Origin of the sequence: Citrobacter sp. CK185, from assembly GCF_030333565.1 — a bacterium.
Lineage (GTDB): Bacteria > Pseudomonadota > Gammaproteobacteria > Enterobacterales > Enterobacteriaceae > Citrobacter_B > Citrobacter_B koseri.
On the sequence record NZ_JAOWFR010000026.1, the window covers coordinates 837,247 to 856,664 of the forward strand.

General features: G+C 53.5%; 17 protein-coding genes and 1 tRNA gene. 14 read left to right on the plus strand and 4 right to left on the minus strand.

Features of this window, described 5'->3' with window-relative positions; translation table 11 throughout:
• Positions 1-63 precede the first annotated feature (63 nt).
• From OGV79_RS18690 to yejF, 8 genes are all read left to right on the plus strand, one after another.
• On the plus strand, positions 64-1,050 hold the full coding sequence (locus tag OGV79_RS18690; RefSeq protein WP_012131585.1) for a CobW family GTP-binding protein: 987 nt from the start codon (positions 64-66) through the stop codon (positions 1,048-1,050).
• 28 nt (positions 1,051-1,078) lie between these two features.
• On the plus strand, positions 1,079-1,798 hold the full coding sequence (locus tag OGV79_RS18695) for a phosphatase PAP2 family protein (RefSeq protein WP_047462461.1): 720 nt from the start codon (positions 1,079-1,081) through the stop codon (positions 1,796-1,798).
• 413 nt (positions 1,799-2,211) lie between these two features.
• Positions 2,212-2,781, plus strand: coding sequence for a bifunctional murein DD-endopeptidase/murein LD-carboxypeptidase (gene mepS, locus OGV79_RS18700; RefSeq protein ID WP_012131581.1), 570 nt, complete (start codon positions 2,212-2,214; stop codon positions 2,779-2,781).
• 188 nt (positions 2,782-2,969) lie between these two features.
• Positions 2,970-4,526, plus strand: a complete 1,557-nt coding sequence (locus OGV79_RS18705; protein ID WP_012131580.1) for a cyclic di-GMP phosphodiesterase — start codon at positions 2,970-2,972, stop codon at positions 4,524-4,526.
• A gap of 109 nt (positions 4,527-4,635) precedes the next feature.
• Complete coding sequence (locus OGV79_RS18710; RefSeq protein ID WP_200090837.1) at positions 4,636-6,450, plus strand: extracellular solute-binding protein; 1,815 nt, start codon at positions 4,636-4,638, stop codon at positions 6,448-6,450.
• Positions 6,451-7,545 (plus strand): microcin C ABC transporter permease YejB, encoded by a 1,095-nt coding sequence (locus OGV79_RS18715; RefSeq protein WP_012131578.1) that lies wholly within the window; start codon positions 6,451-6,453, stop codon positions 7,543-7,545.
• Positions 7,545-8,570: an ABC transporter permease gene (locus tag OGV79_RS18720; RefSeq protein WP_060815836.1), complete on the plus strand. Its 1,026-nt coding sequence runs from the start codon at positions 7,545-7,547 to the stop codon at positions 8,568-8,570. The genes OGV79_RS18715 and OGV79_RS18720 overlap by 1 nt, the downstream gene beginning before the upstream one ends.
• Before the next feature lies 1 nt (position 8,571).
• Positions 8,572-10,161 (plus strand): microcin C ABC transporter ATP-binding protein YejF, encoded by a 1,590-nt coding sequence (gene yejF / locus OGV79_RS18725; protein WP_112001901.1) that lies wholly within the window; start codon positions 8,572-8,574, stop codon positions 10,159-10,161.
• Between the two features lie 3 nt (positions 10,162-10,164).
• On the opposite strand, the gene OGV79_RS18730 is transcribed toward yejF, so the two are convergent.
• The 3 genes from OGV79_RS18730 to rsuA form a co-directional block, all read right to left on the minus strand.
• The gene (locus OGV79_RS18730) at positions 10,165-10,509 is read right to left on the minus strand and encodes a YejG family protein (RefSeq protein WP_024130169.1); all 345 of its coding nucleotides are present in this window, start codon (positions 10,507-10,509) and stop codon (positions 10,165-10,167) included.
• 335 nt (positions 10,510-10,844) lie between these two features.
• A complete protein-coding gene (locus OGV79_RS18735; RefSeq protein ID WP_024130168.1) occupies positions 10,845-12,035 on the minus strand; it encodes a Bcr/CflA family multidrug efflux MFS transporter in 1,191 nt (396 codons plus the stop codon).
• Positions 12,036-12,084: 49 nt separating this feature from the next.
• The gene (gene rsuA / locus OGV79_RS18740; protein WP_024130167.1) at positions 12,085-12,783 is read right to left on the minus strand and encodes a 16S rRNA pseudouridine(516) synthase RsuA; all 699 of its coding nucleotides are present in this window, start codon (positions 12,781-12,783) and stop codon (positions 12,085-12,087) included.
• 150 nt (positions 12,784-12,933) lie between these two features.
• On the opposite strand from rsuA, the gene radD reads away from it, so the two are divergent.
• Positions 12,934-14,694: a DNA repair helicase RadD gene (radD, locus tag OGV79_RS18745; RefSeq protein ID WP_071259007.1), complete on the plus strand. Its 1,761-nt coding sequence runs from the start codon at positions 12,934-12,936 to the stop codon at positions 14,692-14,694.
• Positions 14,695-14,818: 124 nt separating this feature from the next.
• Positions 14,819-15,103 carry a 50S ribosomal protein L25 gene (gene rplY, locus OGV79_RS18750; protein WP_012131568.1) on the plus strand — a complete coding sequence of 95 codons (285 nt, stop codon included), beginning with the start codon at positions 14,819-14,821 and terminating at the stop codon, positions 15,101-15,103.
• A gap of 129 nt (positions 15,104-15,232) precedes the next feature.
• On the opposite strand, the gene yejK is transcribed toward rplY, so the two are convergent.
• On the minus strand, positions 15,233-16,240 hold the full coding sequence (yejK, locus tag OGV79_RS18755) for a nucleoid-associated protein YejK (protein WP_012131566.1): 1,008 nt from the start codon (positions 16,238-16,240) through the stop codon (positions 15,233-15,235).
• Between the two features lie 134 nt (positions 16,241-16,374).
• On the opposite strand from yejK, the gene OGV79_RS18760 reads away from it, so the two are divergent.
• The 4 genes from OGV79_RS18760 (at position 16,375) to narP (ending at position 19,390) form a co-directional block, all read left to right on the plus strand.
• A complete protein-coding gene (locus tag OGV79_RS18760; protein WP_012131565.1) occupies positions 16,375-16,602 on the plus strand; it encodes a YejL family protein in 228 nt (75 codons plus the stop codon).
• A 19-nt stretch (positions 16,603-16,621) separates the two neighbouring features.
• On the plus strand, positions 16,622-18,382 hold the full coding sequence (gene yejM, locus OGV79_RS18765) for an LPS biosynthesis-modulating metalloenzyme YejM (protein WP_012131564.1): 1,761 nt from the start codon (positions 16,622-16,624) through the stop codon (positions 18,380-18,382).
• Between the two features lie 73 nt (positions 18,383-18,455).
• A tRNA-Pro gene (locus OGV79_RS18770) sits at positions 18,456-18,532 on the plus strand.
• Between the two features lie 210 nt (positions 18,533-18,742).
• The gene (gene narP / locus OGV79_RS18775) at positions 18,743-19,390 is read left to right on the plus strand and encodes a nitrate/nitrite response regulator protein NarP (RefSeq protein WP_012131563.1); all 648 of its coding nucleotides are present in this window, start codon (positions 18,743-18,745) and stop codon (positions 19,388-19,390) included.
• Positions 19,391-19,418: the final 28 nt, after the last annotated feature.

Below are 19,418 nucleotides of genomic sequence, written 5' to 3' on the forward strand. Positions count from 1 at the left end.
TTTCGTTTTTTTTCGCCAGGATTAGCACGAGCCGTTACGGCATATCATTATTCTGGAGCAGACGTGACCAAAACCAACCTCATTACCGGCTTTCTCGGCAGTGGAAAAACAACCTCTATTCTTCATCTGTTAGCCAACAAAGATCCTGCGGAAAAATGGGCCGTGCTGGTCAACGAATTTGGCGAAGTGGGCATTGACGGCGCACTGCTTGCGGACAGCGGCGCATTGCTGAAAGAGATCCCCGGTGGTTGCATGTGTTGCGTGAACGGCTTACCAATGCAGGTGGGGTTAAATACCCTGCTGCGCCAGGGCAAGCCGGATCGCTTGCTGATCGAACCGACAGGACTTGGTCATCCGAAACAGATCCTCGATTTGTTAACCGCGCCAGTTTACGAGCCGTGGATCGACCTGCGCGCCACGCTGTGCATCCTTGATCCACGTTTACTGCTGGATGAAAAGAGCGTCGCCAACGAAAACTTCCGCGACCAGCTGGCTGCCGCCGATGTCATCGTCGCGAATAAAACCGATCGCGCTACGCCGGAAAGCGAAAGCGCCTTGCAAACCTGGTGGCAACAGTACGGCGACAATCGTCAACTGGTTCATGCCGACCACGGGCAAATCAACGGACAGCTGCTGGATTTACCGCGCCAGAACCTGGCGGAACTGCCCGCCAGCGCCGCCCACACGCACCAGCATGCCGAAAGAAAAGGGCTCGCCGCGCTTAGCCTGCCGGCGCAACAGCGCTGGCGTCGTAGCCTGAACAGCGGCCAGGGGCATCAGGCCTGCGGCTGGATTTTTGATGCGGATACCGTGTTCGACACCATCGGCCTGCTCGAATGGGCGCGCCTCGCGCCGGTTGGACGAGTGAAAGGCGTTATGCGCATTAAGGAGGGTCTGGTGCGTATTAATCGTCAGGGCGACGATCTTCATATTGAGACCCAAAACGTCGCGCCGCCGGACAGCCGCATCGAACTCATCTCAGACCGTGAAACAGACTGGAACACATTACAGACCGCATTGTTGAAGCTTCGTTTAGCCGAGGACGCGTAAGGTTGCCTCCGTTTTACTGAATGGCGAGATGATAATGAAAACCCGGTATCCCCTCATACTGCTGATTAACGCTGCGGGTCTGGCGTTGTTTTTGTCGTGGTATATTCCAGTCAATCACGGATTCTGGTCTCCTCTCGACGCAAACATTTTCCACTTCTTTAACCAGAAGCTGGTTGAAAGCCGCGCATTTCTCTGGCTGGTGGCGATCACCAATAACCGGGCGTTTGATGGTTGCGCGCTGCTGGCGATGGGCTGCCTGATGCTGAGTTTCTGGTTAAAAGAGACCCCGGCGGGCCGTCGGCGTATTATCATCATCGGCCTGGTGATGCTTTTATCTGCGGTTGTGGTGAATCAGTTAGGTCAGGCGTTTATTCCGGTCAAACGCGCCAGCCCTACGCTGACGCTTGAAAATATTCACCGCGTCAGCGATCTCCTGCATATTCCAACCAAAGATGCGTCAAAAGACAGTTTCCCTGGCGATCACGGAATGATGCTGCTTATTTTTTCCGCATTTATGCTGCGTTATTTCGGAAAAGTCGCAGGTTTCATCGCCCTTATTATATTTGTGGTTTTTGCCTTTCCGCGCGTAATGATCGGCGCCCACTGGTTCACGGATATTGCGGTCGGTTCGCTGACAACGGTGCTGATTGGATTGCCCTGGCTGTTAATGACGTCGTTCAGCGATCGCGTGATACGGTTTTTCGATAATTATCTGCCCGGTAAAAACAAACAAAATTTAAACAAATAAATCACATCAATTAACATCGTCATCAGAGAGCGTTCTCACTCCTGATGGCGATCGTCGATTATTTCCCGCCCCGCCGTCATCTTCCTGTCATCTTCTTCCCGTTGAAAATGAACGTATTGCCTGTTATTCGCCTCATTTGCGTTTAATTTAGCCAATGCCACTAATTCACTTTCAGTATCATAATTTCTTATAAAAAATCCCGCCAAACTGCTCGCAATGGCAGCAACGATCGGGTAATCTTGAACTCGTTTTGCCTCGCTGGATAATTATTCTCTTTGCGAATAAATTTGTGCGTTCCGCCACAGATTTGACCTTAAAGAATTGTCTCATTGTGCGCAGGTAATTAGTCTCGTCACGTTTGGCATTTTTATAACGATATTTGTCGTTAAGGACTTCAAGGGAAAACAAACAACATGGTCAGGTCTCAACCGATTTTGAGATATATCCTGCGGGGAATTCCCGCGATTGCAGTGGCGGTTCTGCTTTCTGCATGTAGCACTACAAATACCGCAAAGAACGTGCATTCTGAGACGCATGCTGTGGGCAATGGAGATAACTCTTCACTGCAAGCCTCTCAGGATGAATTTGAAAATATGGTGCGTAACCTCGATGTTAAATCGCGGATTATGGATCAGTATGCTGACTGGAAAGGCGTGCGTTACCGCCTTGGCGGCAGCACCAAAAAAGGTGTCGATTGTTCCAGCTTTGTACAGCGTACATTCCGTGAACAATTTGGTTTAGAACTGCCTCGCTCAACCTATGAGCAGCAGGAAATGGGCAAATCCGTTTCGCGCAATAACCTGCGCACGGGCGATCTGGTTCTGTTCCGCGCCGGTTCGACGGGCCGTCATGTAGGTATCTACATCGGCAACAACCAGTTTGTTCATGCGTCTACCAGTAGCGGCGTTATTATTTCCAGCATGAACGAGCCTTACTGGAAAAAACGTTACAACGAAGGGCGCCGGGTTCTGAGCCGCAGTTAATTTTTCGTCTGACCGCTATCCCTTGGCAATCCTGACGAGACACATAAAAAGCACTGCTTCGGCGGTGCTTTTTTTGCGTTCTATCGCATCCCTGTAGAAAAGTATGACGATGCGGTTTAATCCAGGTTATAGTCTTTTAAATCAAGCATTTTAATCGCATTCGGTTACCTCAGGTAGAACCAGTAACTATGTTCACACGCGCCTCCTCGTCCTCGCGAAAAATCCTGCTCACCTGCATTCTCACAGGGGTCATCGTCGCGTTACTTATCAGTAGCCTGCAATTTTTAATGTCATGGCATAAACGTGAAGTCAAATACGACACGCTGATATCCGACGTACAACATTATCTGGTGAGCTACTTCGCCGACCTTAAAGCCACGACGGATGTGTTACAGCCCCTGACGCTTAATGACTGCCAGCAAGTCTCTTCCGAGCTGACCTCCCGCGCCGCTTTTAGCCTGAATGTGCGCGCCTTTTTGCTCGTCAAAGACAAAATCGCCTTCTGCTCGTCAGCGACCGGGCCGATGGACACGCCGCTTACCGACCTGGTATCCAATATCGACATCCGCAAAGAGATTGATATGGCGATACTTCCCGGCACGCCGATGATGCCGGATAAACCGGCGATGGCGATTTGGTATCGCAACCCGTTATTAAAAGAGAGCGGCGTATTTACCTCACTGAATATCAACCTGACGCCCTACCTTATTTACACCGCCCGGCAGGAAGATTTTGATGGCATCGCATTAATTATTGGCGATACCGTGCTCTCGACGTTTTCTTCGCATTTAATGACCGTGAAAGAGCTGTCGGGTACGCCTTCGCGCCAGGCGACAATAAAAGGGCTGCCGCTGAAGATACAGTTATACGCCGACAGCTGGACCTATAACGACGTGGGCTATGCCCTGCTGCTGGGCAGTATGAGCGGTATCATCGCCGCCCTGCTCTGCTACTACATCAGCTCTATCCGCCTGAAGCCAGGGCGAGAGATCCTGGTGGCTATCAAGCGCGAACAATTTTATGTGGTCTATCAACCGGTCGTTGATACCCAAACGCTCAGGGTCACGGGTCTGGAAGTGCTGTTACGCTGGCGTCACCCTACGGCAGGCGAAATCCCGCCTGACGCGTTTATTCATTATGCGGAAGCCCAGCAGCTTATTGTGCCGCTCACCCAGCATCTGTTTAAACTCGTGGCGCGCGACGCCCCCGCGTTGCAGAAGGTACTGCCTGTCGGGGCAAAGTTTGGCATCAATATCGCGCCTGACCACCTGCACAGCAACAGCTTTAAAGAGGACATCCGTCTCCTGGCGGAATCCTTACCGCCGCATCATTTTCAGATCGTACTGGAAATTACCGAACGCGATATGCTCAATCAACATGAAGCGGCTAAATTATTTGAGTGGCTGCACTGCGCTGGATTCGAAATCGCAATTGATGATTTTGGCACCGGCCATAGCGCCCTCATCTATCTGGAACGCTTTACGCTGGACTACCTGAAAATCGACCGGGGCTTTATTAATGCGATTGGTACGGAAACCGTGACCTCTCCAGTTCTGGACGCGGTGTTGATGCTCTCTAAGCGCCTGCATATGCTGACCGTTGCGGAAGGAGTGGAAACCCCGGAGCAGGCCCGATGGCTACGCGATCATGGCGTCAACTTCCTCCAGGGGTACTGGATTAGCCGCCCTTTAGCGCTTGAGGACTTCGTTCACTGGATGAATACCCGGCCCGCGCCGAAATGGTGACGGCACTCTTCTGCCCGAATGGATTCACAACAGAGGCTGCGTCACTTATTATTCAGGATTGACGCTTGCCTGACGGTGGCAGGTGATAAGAAAAGGAAACCATTTTCCGATGATTGCTCGCGTAATGCTTCTGTTTGTCGCCCTGGCCAGCTTTGGCGTACAGGCTCAGGCCATCAAAGAAAGTTACGCCTTTTCCGTGCTTGGCGAACCCAAATACGCCTTCAATTTTAATCATTTCGATTATGTCAATCCGGCGGCGCCAAAAGGGGGGCGGATAACGCTTTCCGCGACCGGGACATTCGATAATTTCAACCGCTATTCCATGCGCGGTAATCCTGGCGCACGTACCGAGCAGCTTTACGACACGCTTTTTACCACCTCTGACGACGAACCCGGCAGCTACTATCCGCTCATTGCTGACAACGCGCGATATGCGGAGGATTACTCCTGGGTGGAAGTGACCATCAACCCACGCGCCCGTTTTCATGATGGTTCGCCCATCACTGCCCGCGACGTCGCCTTCACCTTCCATAAATTTATGACTGAGGGCGTGCCGCAATTTCGTCTGGTGTACAAAGGCACGACCGTCAAAGCCATCGCTCCGCTTACCGTCCGCATTGAATTAGCCAAACCCGGTAAAGAGGATATGCTCAGCCTGTTTTCTTTACCGGTCATGCCGGAAAAATTCTGGAAGGATCATAAGCTCAGCGACCCGCTCTCTAAGCCTCCTCTTGCCAGCGGCCCGTACCGCATAACCCAGTGGAAAATGGGCCAGTACATTGTCTATTCCCGGGTAAAAAACTATTGGGCTGCTAATCTGCCGGTAAACCGGGGGCGCTGGAACTTTGATACCATCCGCTACGACTACTACCTTGATGACAACGTCGCGTTTGAAGCCTTTAAGGCCGGGGCGTTTGATCTGCGTCTGGAGAATGACGCGAAAAACTGGGCGACGCGCTACACCGGTAAAAACTTTGATAACCATTACATCGTTAAAGACGAACAGAAAAATGAATCCGCACAGGATACGCGCTGGCTGGCCTTTAATATTCAGCGTCCGGTATTTAACGATCGTCGCGTGCGTGAAGCGATAACCCTGGCATTTGATTTCGAATGGATGAACAAGGCATTGTTTTATAATGCCTGGAGCCGGGCAAATAGCTATTTCCAGAATACCGAGTATGCCGCCAGAAACTACCCCAGTGCAGACGAACTGGTCTTACTCGCGCCCATGAAAAAGGATCTGCCGCCGGAGGTCTTTACCCGGATTTATCAGCCGCCAGTCTCAAACGGCGATGGCTACGATCGGGAAAACCTGCTGAAGGCCGATAAATTACTCACAGAGGCGGGATGGGTACTGAAAGGCCAGCGACGCGTTAACAGCGCGACCGGCAAAACGCTGAGCTTTGAACTGCTGCTTCCGGCAGGCGGCAACAGCCAGTGGGTTCTTCCCTTCCAGCATAATTTGCAGCGTCTTGGCATCACGATGAACATCCGCCAGGTTGATAACTCGCAAATCACCAACCGTATGCGCAGTCGCGACTACGACATGATGCCGCGGCTGTGGCGCGCCATGCCGTGGCCCAGCTCCGATCTACAAATATCCTGGGCGTCTGAATACATTGACTCCAGCTATAACGCGCCAGGCGTGCAAAGCCCGGTCATTGATAAACTGATTACCCAAATCATTGCCGCCCAGGGCGATAAAACGAAGCTGATTCCCCTCGGGCGGGCGCTGGATCGGGTATTGACCTGGAATTACTACATGCTGCCAATGTGGTATATGGCGGAAGACAGGCTCGCCTGGTGGGATAAATTTTCCCATCCGGCCATTCGGCCGATCTACACCATTGGACTGGATACCTGGTGGTATGACGTCAACAAAGCGGCAAAACTTCCCGCCGCCAGACGACAGGGAGAATAAATGGGCGCCTACCTGATTCGACGTCTGTTACTGGTGATCCCGACGCTGTGGGCCATCATTACAATCAACTTTTTTATTGTCCAGATCGCACCGGGCGGCCCGGTTGACCAGGCGATCGCGGCCATTGAATTCGGCCAGTCTGGCGCCCTGCCCGGCGCCGGTAGCGAAGGCGTTCGCGCCAGCCACGCCCAGACCGGCGTAGGGAATATTAGCGACAGCCACTATCGCGGCGGACGTGGGTTAGATCCCGAGGTGATCGCGGAGATCACGCATCGCTACGGCTTTGATAAGCCTGTTCATGAGCGCTACTTTAAAATGCTCTGGGACTATGTTCGTTTCGATTTCGGCGACAGCCTGTTTCGCAGCGCATCCGTACTGACGTTAATCAAAGACAGTCTGCCCGTGTCCATTACGCTCGGATTGTGGAGTACGCTCATCATTTATCTGGTGTCGATCCCGTTGGGCATCCGCAAAGCGGTATATAACGGCAGCCGTTTCGACATCTGGAGCAGCGCTTTTATCATCGTTGGCTACGCTATCCCCGCCTTCCTGTTCGCCATCTTATTGATCGTTTTCTTTGCTGGCGGTAGCTATTACGACCTCTTCCCGCTGCGCGGCCTGGTATCCGCCAATTTTGATTCCCTGCCCTGGTATCAGAAAATTACCGACTACCTCTGGCATATCACGTTACCGGTACTGGCGACGGTGATCGGCGGGTTCGCCGCGCTGACCATGTTGACCAAAAACTCTTTTCTGGATGAAGTCCGCAAACAGTACGTTGTCACCGCGCGTGCAAAAGGGGTGAGCGAAAAAAACATTCTGTGGAAGCACGTTTTCCGCAACGCCATGCTGCTGGTAATCGCCGGTTTTCCCGCCACCTTTATCAGCATGTTTTTCACCGGTTCGCTGCTCATTGAAGTGATGTTTTCCTTAAACGGGCTGGGGTTGCTGGGCTACGAAGCGACCGTGTCACGCGACTACCCGGTAATGTTTGGCACGTTATACATTTTCACCCTGATCGGCTTGCTGCTGAATATCCTGAGCGATATCAGCTATACGCTGGTTGATCCACGCATTGATTTTGAGGGACGCTGATGCCGCGATTAAGCCCTGCAAACCAGGCCCGCTGGGCGCGTTTTCGTCATAATCGCCGGGGGTACTGGTCACTGTGGATTTTCCTGGTGCTGTTTGGCCTGAGTCTGTGCGCCGAACTGGTCGCCAACGATAAACCGCTGCTGGTGCGCTATGAGGGAAGCTGGTACTTTCCGCTGGTCAAAAACTACAGCGAAAGCGATTTCGGCGGGCCGTTCGCAACGCAGGCGGATTATCAGGACCCCTGGCTGCAAAAGCAGCTTGAAAACCACGGATGGGTGCTGTGGGCGCCCGTGCGTTTTGGCGCCACCAGCATCAACTTTGCCACTGATAAACCCTTCCCCTCTCCGCCGTCCGCACAAAACTGGCTGGGAACCGACGCGAATGGCGGCGACGTGCTGGCGCGCATCCTCTACGGCACGCGAATCTCTATCCTGTTTGGTTTGATGCTTACCCTCTGTTCCAGCGTAATGGGCGTGCTGGCGGGCGCGTTGCAGGGGTATTACGGCGGAAAAATCGACCTGTGGGGGCAACGGTTCATCGAAGTGTGGTCAGGAATGCCGACGCTGTTTCTGATTATTCTGCTCTCAAGCGTGGTGCAACCCAATTTCTGGTGGCTGCTGGCCATTACCGTCCTGTTTGGCTGGATGAGCCTGGTCGGGGTGGTTCGCGCGGAATTCCTGCGCACGCGCAATTTCGACTACATCCGCGCCGCGCAGGCGCTGGGCGTCAGCGATCGCAGCATTATCCTGCGTCACATGCTGCCCAACGCGATGGTCGCCACGCTGACCTTTTTACCGTTCATTTTGTGCAGCTCGATTACCACATTGACGTCACTGGATTTTCTCGGATTTGGCCTGCCGCTCGGCTCCCCTTCCCTCGGCGAATTACTCCTGCAAGGTAAAAATAATTTGCAGGCGCCGTGGCTTGGGATCACCGCGTTCCTGTCCGTCGCGGTGTTATTGTCGCTGCTGATTTTTATTGGCGAAGCAGTACGCGACGCGTTTGATCCCAACAAGGCGGTATAAGATGACGCATCCTCTGTTAACTATTGAGAATTTATCGGTAGGTTTTCGCCATCAGGAGAACGTGCGCACGGTTGTTAACGACATCTCTCTACAGGTTGACGCAGGCGAAACGCTGGCGCTGGTGGGCGAATCCGGCTCCGGTAAAAGCGTCACCGCGCTGTCGATTCTGCGGTTGCTGCCCTCTCCGCCTGCGGTGTATCTCGCGGGCGATATCCGTTTTCATGGCGAGTCATTGCTCCACGCCAGCGAGCAGACGCTGCGCGGCGTGCGGGGCAATAAAATCGCCATGATTTTTCAGGAACCGATGGTATCGCTAAACCCGTTGCATACGCTGGAAAAACAGCTCTACGAAGTGCTGTCCCTGCACCGGGGAATGCGCCGTGAGGCCGCCAGGGCCGAAATCCTGAGCTGCCTGGATCGCGTAGGGATTCGTCAGGCCGCGAAACGGCTGAGCGATTATCCCCATCAGCTCTCAGGCGGCGAACGCCAGCGCGTGATGATCGCAATGGCGTTGCTCACGCATCCTGAACTGTTAATCGCCGATGAACCCACGACCGCTCTGGATGTCTCCGTACAGGCGCAAATCCTGCAACTGCTGCGTGAACTGCAACGCGAACTGAATATGGGTATGCTGTTTATCACCCATAATCTCAGCATTGTGAAAAAACTGGCGGACGCCGTGGCGGTGATGCAAAACGGACGATGCGTGGAGCAAAACCGTGCGTTGCCGTTGCTTAGCGCGCCTGAGCATCCCTATACGCAGAAGTTGCTGAACAGCGAACCCACCGGCTCCCCGGTTCCATTGCCCGGTGAGTCGTCGCCGCTACTGGAAGTGAGCCAGCTTCGCGTCGCATTCCCGATTCGAAAAGGGGTTCTGAAACGCGTGGTGGATCATAACGTCGTGGTTAACGAGGTGAGTTTCGCGCTTCGACCCGGTGAAACGCTGGGGCTGGTCGGTGAATCCGGGTCAGGAAAAAGCACTACCGGTCTGGCCTTACTGCGGTTGATTCGCTCGCAGGGCAGCATCACTTTTGACGGCCAGCCGTTGCAAAATTTAACCCGCCGTCAGTTGCTGCCGGTTCGTCACCGTATTCAGGTGGTATTTCAGGACCCGAACTCATCGCTGAACCCCCGCCTCAACGTACTGCAAATTATTGAAGAAGGCTTACGCGTTCATCAACCGGCCCTTTCCGCCGGGCAGCGCGAAGAACAGGTTATCGCCGTCATGAAGGAAGTGGGTCTGGATGCTGAGACGCGCCATCGTTACCCGGCGGAATTTTCCGGTGGCCAGCGCCAGCGTATCGCTATCGCCAGAGCGCTAATACTGAAACCGTCGCTGATTATTCTGGATGAACCGACATCATCGCTGGACAGAACGGTTCAGGCACAAATCCTGGCGCTGTTGAAATCTTTACAACAAAAGCATCGCCTGGCTTACATTTTCATCAGCCACGATCTGCATGTTGTGCGCGCATTATGCCATCAGGTCATTGTACTGCGACAAGGAGAAGTGGTGGAACAGGGGCAATGTGAGCGTGTCTTTACCGCACCGCAACAGGAGTATACGCGTCAGTTGCTCGCGCTAAGCTGACGCTCAAAAAGGATTGTTGTTCGAAAAGGGTTCCGCTATCGCTACGCCGAAATTTTTCAGGCGGCAGGTCGCGGCAAATTCGTCCTGACGATTAACAAACAGGCACGGCTCGCCTTCGCACTCCAGAACGGAGCAAGGCACTTCGATGTCGCTAAGCGCCTGGCTAAGTGTATGCATCACCGGCCATGCGCTGTCGCCATCGGGGCTCAGGAGTTTGAGCGCCACCAGACTGTTTTCTGTGTTCTGCCCGTTTTGCGGAATCGGTTCAACTTTTGAACCTGCAAAACCCGTTGACCACCGATAGTTCTGCGGTAAACGATGAATGATTGAGAGTTGTAATGTAGTCACTTTCTTTCCCCGGAAGCACATTCACTTCACAATTTATTTACATCCATATTAACACATCATTGACAACCCGTCCTTAAACAGATCGAAAACGCTTACATCCCTGGTCTGAGCGGCCTGTACAGCCCGTTATTAAAATATTTTTTGCCAGTGCCGGACGTATTTGCGGGCTATATGTACCCGTTTCTGCGATCTAACTCAACCTTTTTAACTACAATGATGTGACTTTTTACATAAATTGATTTTACATAAAATAAACATAAATGGAAAAAATGATGGATTTGACGTTGATGTACGTCAACAAAGGAAGCCTTCCGGCTTCCATGTTGTGTATTAGATCACCGTTTTTTCGGGCGGCTGGCGTAGAGATAGAAGAGAATGGAGCAGGTTGCGCAGAAAGCAATCGACCAAATCATCGGCCAGGCGGAGGTAAAGGTTGCCAGCGACAGCAGCGCCCCAACAATCGCGCCAATGCCAAACCGGAACGTACCGGCCAGCGACGAGGCGGTGCCCGCCATATGCGGAAATTCATCCAGAATAACGGCCATCGCGTTTGAAGAGACCATAGAAACGCATCCAACAAACGCCGCGACGCCAACCACCAGCGCCCAAAAGCCCACGCCAAACAGCGCGCTGAATACCATCCAGGCCGCCATCACAAACTGAATCCATAACCCGGTACGGAACATATTCAACGCCCCAACCCGGCGCACGAAGCGGCTGTTGATAATGGTCATCACAAACAAGAACACAATGTTCAGCGCAAAGTAATAGCCAAAATGCTGCGGCGACACATGATTAATCTCGATATACACAAACGGGCCGGCGCTGAGGAACGAGAACATTCCTGCAAAGCTAAATCCGCTGGCCAGCATATAGCTTAGTACGCGTTTGTGTCGGAACAGCGAGGCAAAGTTCCCTATCGTGGTACGAATATGGAACGGCTGACGGCGTTCAACGGGAAGCGTCTCGTTAATCAACAAGAAGATCATCACCGATGCCAGAATCGCCGCCACCGCCAGAATCCAGAAGATGTAATGCCAGCTCAACCACACCAGAACCCACCCACCAATAATCGGCGCCATCAGCGGCGCGATTGTCGTCACCAGCATGACGAATGACATCATGCGGGAGAACTCTTCTTTCGGGTAGATATCGCGCATCAGAGCATTGATCACCACGCTCGCCGCAGCGGCGGCAAGACCGTGGAAGAAACGCATGATGATCAACTGGTCGATAGTCTGCGCCAGCGCGCATGCCACCGCCGCCGCCGCAAACACCAGCGTCCCGCCGAGGATAACCGGCTTGCGCCCGAGACTGTCCGCCATCGGGCCGTAAATAAGCTGCCCCACGGCGAACCCCAGAATATAGGTACTGAGGGTCATCTGCGCGCTGCCCGCCGGTACGCCAAACTGGGCAGAAATCACCGGCAGCGCCGGAAGATACATATCAATCGACAGCGGCATCAGCATGGCTAACAGGCCAAGGATAAAAACAATGGCAAAGGATGAGTGCTGCCGGGTGGTCACAAATGAACTCCTGAATTTAGCGGGACGTAAAGCGCCTGGCTCACCGGGTCTATAAACCGACGCTGGCAATTTCTTCTTCGGTCAACGGGCGATACTCGCCAGGTTCGAGGTCGTCATCCAGCACAATTGCGCCGATGCGTTCGCGGTGCAGTTCGACAACATGGTTCCCCACGGCGGCGAACATCCGCTTCACCTGGTGGTAGCGCCCTTCGCTAATGGTCAGACGCACCTGCGTCGGGGTGATCACCTCCAGCACGGCCGGTTTGGTGAGGTCTTTCTCATTATGCAGTTGCACGCCTTTGGCAAACTGTTCGGCGGTATCCGCAGCTACCGGCGATTCCAGCGTGACCAGATAGGTTTTCTCACAATGATGGCGCGGAGAGGTGATCCGGTGTGACCACTGACCATCATCCGTCATCAACACCAGTCCCGTGGTGTCGATATCCAGCCGCCCGGCGGCATGCAGCTTGTACGCGACAGGTTCATCAAGGAAATAGAGTACCGTGGGATGATCCGGGTCGTCCGTTGAACAGACATAGCCCTGAGGCTTATTAAGCATAAAGTAGCGCGGGCCATTTTGCTGAACCAGCGTGTTGCCATCGTACTCGACATTATGTTCTGGCAGGAGTTTAAACGCCGCGTTTCGGATGATTTCGCCATCGACGGTAACACGGTTACTACGAATCTCACGCCCGGCAATAGCACGGCTGACGCCGAGTTGCTGAGCGATAAATTTATCAAGTCGCATGAGTTTGATTTTGCCTGTAATAATACGGAAATCGGGCATAACGCCCGAAAAATGAAGCCGTTGTCCATCCAGTATAACGGGCTCTAACCATCGCTCAAGGGAAATGATTCATGGCATACTATTCCCTGTACCGTTCATCGTAGTGAGACCATGATTTTTACACTTCGTCCTTACCAGCAAGAAGCCGTGGATGCCACGCTCAACCATTTTCGCCGCCACCGCACGCCTGCCGTGATTGTCCTGCCAACCGGCGCAGGCAAAAGTCTGGTGATTGCCGAGCTGGCGCGAGTGGCGCGTGGGCGCGTGCTGGTGCTGGCGCATGTAAAAGAGCTGGTCGCGCAAAACCATGCCAAATATTGCGCGCTGGGGCTGGAGGCCGACATTTTCGCCGCCGGTCTGAAGCGTAAAGAGAGCCACGGCAAGGTGGTGTTTGGCAGCGTGCAGTCGGTCGCCCGTAACCTTGACGCCTTCCAGGGCGAGTTTTCGCTGCTGATTGTCGATGAATGTCACCGCATCGGCGACGATGAAGAGAGTCAGTATCAGCAAATCCTGGCGCACCTGAGTAAAGTGAATCCCCACTTACGTCTGCTCGGCCTGACGGCCACCCCTTTCCGGTTAGGCAAAGGCTGGATTTATCATTTTCATTACCACGGCATGGTGCGCGGCGACGAAAAAGCGCTCTTTCGCGACTGCATTTATGAGTTACCGCTGCGCTACATGATTAAACATGGTTATCTGACGCCGCCGGAGCGTCTGGATATGCCCGTGGTGCAGTATGATTTTAGCCGCCTGCAGGCACAGAGTAACGGCCTGTTCAGCGAAGCTGACCTCAATCGCGAGCTGAAAAAGCAGCAGCGCGTGACCCCGCACATCATCAGCCAGATTGTTGAATTTGCCCAAACCCGCAAAGGGGTGATGATTTTCGCCGCCACCGTCGAACATGCCAAAGAGATTGTGGGTTTGCTGCCCGCCGATGATGCGGCGCTGATTACCGGGGACACGCCGGGCGCAGAACGCGACGTGATGATTAACGATTTCAAAGCCCAGCGCTTTCGCTACCTGGTGAACGTCGCCGTGCTGACGACCGGGTTTGACGCGCCGCATGTCGATCTTATCGCTATCCTGCGCCCGACAGAGTCAGTCAGTCTTTACCAACAAATCGTGGGGCGCGGTCTGCGGCTTGCGCCTGGAAAAACCGACTGTCTGATCCTCGACTATGCCGGAAACCCACACGATCTGTATGCGCCGGAAGTGGGCACGCCAAAAGGAAAAAGTGACAACGTTCCCGTGCAGGTGTTCTGCCCTGCCTGCGGGTTCGCCAATACCTTCTGGGGGAAAACCACCGCTGACGGTACGCTGATTGAGCATTTCGGTCGCCGCTGCCAGGGCTGGTTTGAAGATGATGACGGGCATCGCGAACAGTGCGATTTTCGCTTCCGCTTTAAAAACTGCCCACAATGCAACGCGGAAAACGATATCGCCGCCCGGCGCTGCCGGGAGTGCGACACGATTCTGGTCGACCCGGACGATATGCTGAAAGCGGCGCTAAAACTCAAAGATGCGCTGGTATTGCGCTGTAGCGGGATGGCGTTACAACACGGGCATGATGAGAAAGGCGAATGGCTGAAAATCACCTACTACGATGAGGACGGCGCCGATGTGAGTGAGCGCTTCCGATTGCAGACGCCCGCTCAACGCACCGCCTTTGAACAGTTGTTTATTCGCCCGCATACCCGCACGCCGGGTATTCCGTTACGCTGGATTACTGCGGCGGATATCCTGGCGCAACAGGCGCTGCTTCGCCACCCTGATTTTGTCGTCGCCCGCATGAAAGGCCAGTACTGGCAGGTGCGCGAAAAAGTCTTCGATTATGAAGGCCGCTTCCGGCGGGCACATGAATTGCGCGGTTAATCGTACTTTTGATTGATGTGATAGCCATTTGAGTATAGAATCTCGCCCGCTTTTGCATACGCAAAGCAGATCACTTACCTGTTGCTGGGTCGCCTGTAACAGGAATTATTTAAGAGAGATTTAAATGTTTACTATCAACGCAGAAGTACGTAAAGAGCAGGGTAAGGGTGCGAGCCGCCGCCTGCGCGCCGCTAACAAGTTCCCGGCAATCATCTACGGTGGCGCTGAAGCCCCGATTGCTATCGAACTGGACCACGACCAGGTTATGAACATGCAAGCTAAAGCTGAGTTCTACAGCGAAGTTCTGACCATCGTTGTTGACGGTAAAGAAGTAAAAGTTAAAGCTCAGGCTGTACAGCGTCACGCGTTCAAGCCGAAGCTGACTCACATCGACTTCGTTCGCGCGTAATCGCCAACAAGTTGAAGAAAAACCCCGCCACGGCGGGGTTTTTTTATGGTGCGCGACAAGGCGATGAACCGTAAGCCGGATAAGGTGCCTGACCGCTATCCGGCGTTACAACACATAACGTCAAAACCGTTAATTACCGCCGGACGTCCGACGCTGGAGCTGATCGCGCAGGTTTGGCGGCGTGCCCTTGATCGTCAGCGTATCGGTCGCCGGGTCCCAGAAAATCCGCTCGCCTAACAGCATGGCGTCGAAGTTGATGGTTAACCCACCGCCGCTCCCGGCATATTTCGTCAGCTGACGCAGCGTGCTGCGGTCTGCCGGGAAACTCTCTTCCAGCTCATAGCCTTTGTCAGCGGTAAATTCTCTGAAGCTGACTTCGCTGACGCCGGATAACTCTTTCGACAGCGATTCAAGCTCAATCTCTTCACCAGACTGCAATTGCTCATTGCAGTAGCTGTACACCTGCTGACGGACATTCTGACGTTCAGCTTTGTCCAGTTGCGCTTCTGCGGTGAAATCGTCCACCGCCTGCAACAGCCCCCGGTTTTGCGCTTTCGCGTTCAGCCCTTCGCTGGCGCCCAGGAAATCCATAAAGAAATCGGCCACTTTGCGCCCTACCCGGCCTTTCAGGAAGGTCAGATAACGGGTGGATTCCGGGTTCGTTTCCCATTCGGTCAAATCGATACGCGCCACAATATCCGCATGGTTAATATCCAGATAGTGCGTCGGGTTGATATCCAGGTTCTCATTCACGCGCATGCTGCTTAAGTTGTTCAGCACCGCCACCAGCAGATACTCCACCGCCAGATAACGGTAATGGCAGAACAGGACAATACCGCCGTCCGCAAACGGGTATTTTGCCAGTTCGTCGCGTAAACGGCCGGTCGCCGCACGGCTAAAGGCAAGAAAATCCTCCTCGCCCTGACGCTGCAACCGCAGCGTTTGCGCCAGTTCACTCTCTTCGCTGAACAGGCCGTACGCTTTGTTCTTGGCGCTATAGACCCGGTGCAGTTCAGCCACCATATCGACAACGGTGGTTGTCGGCTCCAGTAATGAATCGCGCAAGACCAGCTCAAGATTTTGCTCATCACGTTTGATAAGCTGGTGCAGGGCAATCTGGTTGATATCCAGACTCATGATAAACTCTCCTTTATGACCGGGCGGTATTCAATCACCTGACGGGCGGTGACGCAACAGGAGATAAAAAAGCAGAAAAAAAACTGTTGCTACGGTAATATGTTGCCCTTTCATGAACAAACTGATTGCGATTTATGCCACAACACTCCCGCTATAGTGACGAACACGTTGAACAATTACTGAGTGACCTGCTCAACGTACTGGAAAAACATAAGGCACCGACCGACCTTTCCCTGATGGTGCTGGGAAATATGGTCACCAACCTTATCAACACCAGCATCGCACCGGCTCAACGCCAGGCGATTGCGAACTCTTTTGCCCGCGCATTACAGTCTTCAATTAACGACGACAAAGCGCATTAAGGGAAACGAACGGCTATTTATGGTAACTCATCGTCAGCGCTACCGTGAAAAAGTCTCCCAGATGGTTAGCTGGGGGCACTGGTTTGCACTGTTCAACATTCTGCTGGCCATGGTGCTCGGTAGCCGTTACCTGTTTGTCGCAGACTGGCCGACAACGCTCGCAGGGCGTATTTACTCGTACCTGAGCATTGTCGGGCACTTCAGCTTTCTGGTGTTCGCCGCCTACCTGCTGATCCTGTTTCCTCTGACATTTATTGTCATGTCTCAGCGGCTGATGCGTTTTTTGTCAGCCATCCTGGCGACAGCGGGCATGACGCTGTTGCTGATCGACAGCGAAGTTTTTACCCGCTTCCACCTGCACCTGAATCCCATTGTCTGGGAACTGGTCATTAACCCCGATCAGAACGAGATGGCGCGCGACTGGCAGCTGATGTTTATTAGCGTGCCGGTCATCCTGTTAATCGAAATGCTGTTTGCGACCTGGAGCTGGCAAAAGCTGCGCAGCCTGACGCGACGTCGCCATTTCGCCAAACCGCTTGCCGCGTTCTTTTTCGTCTCATTTATCGCTTCGCATGTGGTGTATATCTGGGCAGACGCCAACTTCTATCGCCCGATCACCATGCAGCGCGCGAATTTACCGCTGTCATACCCGATGACGGCGCGCCGTTTTCTGGAAAAACACGGCCTGCTGGATGCGCAGGAGTATCAGCGCCGTCTGGTGGAACAAGGCAACCCGGAAGCCGTTTCCGTTCAGTATCCGCTGAGCGATTTGCAGTATCGCGACATGGGTACCGGCCAGAACGTACTGTTAATTACGGTCGACGCGCTGAACTACTCCCGCTATGAAAAACAGATGCCCGCGTTGGCCGCATTCGCCGAACAGAATACGTCGTTCACGCGCCACATGAGTTCAGGCAACACATCTGACAATGGGATATTTGGTCTGTTCTATGGCGTATCGCCCAGCTATATGGACGGTATTCTGTCGACCAGAACGCCTGCCGCGCTGATCTCGGCGCTGAACCAGCAAGGCTATCAGTTAGGGCTATTCTCTTCTGACGGCTTCACCAGCCCGCTCTACCGCCAGGCGCTGCTGTCAGACTTCTCCATGCCAACCGTGCAAACGCAGTCCGACGAGCAGACGGCGAGCCAGTGGATTAACTGGTTAGGACGTTACGCCCAGGAAGATAACCGCTGGTTCTCATGGGTTTCCTTCAACGGCACAAACGTTGACGACAGCAACCAGAAAGACTTTGCGAAACGGTATGCCCGCGCCGCAGAGAACGTGGATGCCCAGATTAACCGGGTGCTCAGCGCACTGCGTGACGCAGGGAAACTCAACAACACCGTGGTGATCATTACGGGCGGTCGCGGCGTACCGTTAGCGCAGGAAGAGAGCCATTTCGCCTGGTCTCGCGGCCATCTGCAAGTGCCGTTGATCATTCACTGGCCGGGCACGCCAGCGCAGCGAATCAACACTCTGACCGACCATACGGATTTGATGACGACGCTGATGCAGCGACTGCTGCACGTCAGTACGCCAGCCAATGAGTACTCGCAGGGACAGGATCTGTTCAATGCCACGCGCCGCCATTACTGGGTGACCGCGGCGGACGGCAGTACGCTGGCGATTACCACGCCGGAAATGACGCTGGTACTGAACAATAACGGCACCTATCAGACGTACGATCTACACGGCGAGAAGATCAAAGACCAGAAGCCGCAGCTGAGCCTGTTGTTGCAGGTACTGACCGACGAGAAACGATTCATTGCTAACTGATTAATTATAAATCAGTTAGCAAGACATCCCCTTGCATTCGTGGTGGAAAGCGGTAGTATTGGCATCCACAAGTCGGCACGTAGCGCAGCCTGGTAGCGCACCGTCATGGGGTGTCGGGGGTCGGAGGTTCAAATCCTCTCGTGCCGACCAAAATCCCTTAGAAAAACCAACCTCTTACGGTTGGTTTTTTTATGCCTGCCGTTCCCTTCCAGTACTGTGCTAACACCGCATAATCAAAAGGTTTTACTACTTACCCATGCCCAAAATAGGGTAAAATTTATTCTCTCATCAACGCGATGAATCTGGACGATTTTCGCGCTAAAAACAATAATGATACGAGTATGTACTCAGGAGAATAGTATGCCTGAAGCAACGCCTTTTCAGGTGCTTATTGTGGACGATCATCCACTTATGCGACGAGGTATTCGTCAATTACTGGAACTGGATACCGCATTTAATGTCGTTGCCGAAGCTGGCGATGGGGCGAGTGCTATCGATCTGGCAAGCCGTCTCGATCTTGATCTGATCCTGCTTGACCTGAATATGAAAGGCCTGAGCGGGCTTGATACGCTGAATGCGCTGCGTCGGGATGGCGTCACCGCACAGATCATTATCCTGACGGTTTCCGACTCTGCCAGTGACGTGTACGCGCTGATTGATGCCGGAGCGGACGGCTATCTACTGAAAGACAGCGACCCGGAAGTGCTGCTGGAAGCGATTCGTGCTGGCGCCAACGGCGGCAAGGTATTCAGCGATCGCGTCAGCGAATACCTGCGCGAACGGGAACTGTTTGGCGCAGAGGAAGATCCCTTTAGCGTACTCACTGAACGCGAACTGGACGTGCTGCACGAACTGGCTCAGGGACTGTCGAACAAACAGATTGCCTCCGTGCTGAATATTTCTGAGCAGACGGTTAAGGTGCATATTCGTAATTTACTGCGAAAGCTGAACGTACGCTCGCGCGTCGCGGCGACCATTCTCTTTTTACAAACACGCGGAATGCAGTAACAAGATATGCCCGATGGCGCTACGCTTA

Excerpts from the sequence above, each read along its gene's own strand:
- OGV79_RS18720 (WP_060815836.1), top strand. The coding sequence starts at position 7,545 with ATGCCGCGATTAAGCCCTGCAAACCAGGCCCGCTGGGCGCGTTTTCGT.
- narP (WP_012131563.1), top strand. The coding sequence starts at position 18,743 with ATGCCTGAAGCAACGCCTTTTCAGGTGCTTATTGTGGACGATCATCCA.
- yejF (WP_112001901.1), top strand. The coding sequence starts at position 8,572 with ATGACGCATCCTCTGTTAACTATTGAGAATTTATCGGTAGGTTTTCGC.
- OGV79_RS18695 (WP_047462461.1), top strand. The coding sequence starts at position 1,079 with ATGATAATGAAAACCCGGTATCCCCTCATACTGCTGATTAACGCTGCG.
- OGV79_RS18710 (WP_200090837.1), top strand. The coding sequence starts at position 4,636 with ATGATTGCTCGCGTAATGCTTCTGTTTGTCGCCCTGGCCAGCTTTGGC.
- rplY (WP_012131568.1), top strand. The coding sequence starts at position 14,819 with ATGTTTACTATCAACGCAGAAGTACGTAAAGAGCAGGGTAAGGGTGCG.
- yejK (WP_012131566.1), bottom strand. The coding sequence starts at position 16,240 with ATGAGTCTGGATATCAACCAGATTGCCCTGCACCAGCTTATCAAACGT.
- OGV79_RS18715 (WP_012131578.1), top strand. The coding sequence starts at position 6,451 with ATGGGCGCCTACCTGATTCGACGTCTGTTACTGGTGATCCCGACGCTG.
- rsuA (WP_024130167.1), bottom strand. The coding sequence starts at position 12,783 with ATGCGACTTGATAAATTTATCGCTCAGCAACTCGGCGTCAGCCGTGCT.
- radD (WP_071259007.1), top strand. The coding sequence starts at position 12,934 with ATGATTTTTACACTTCGTCCTTACCAGCAAGAAGCCGTGGATGCCACG.
- OGV79_RS18760 (WP_012131565.1), top strand. The coding sequence starts at position 16,375 with ATGCCACAACACTCCCGCTATAGTGACGAACACGTTGAACAATTACTG.
- yejM (WP_012131564.1), top strand. The coding sequence starts at position 16,622 with ATGGTAACTCATCGTCAGCGCTACCGTGAAAAAGTCTCCCAGATGGTT.
- OGV79_RS18705 (WP_012131580.1), top strand. The coding sequence starts at position 2,970 with ATGTTCACACGCGCCTCCTCGTCCTCGCGAAAAATCCTGCTCACCTGC.
- mepS (WP_012131581.1), top strand. The coding sequence starts at position 2,212 with ATGGTCAGGTCTCAACCGATTTTGAGATATATCCTGCGGGGAATTCCC.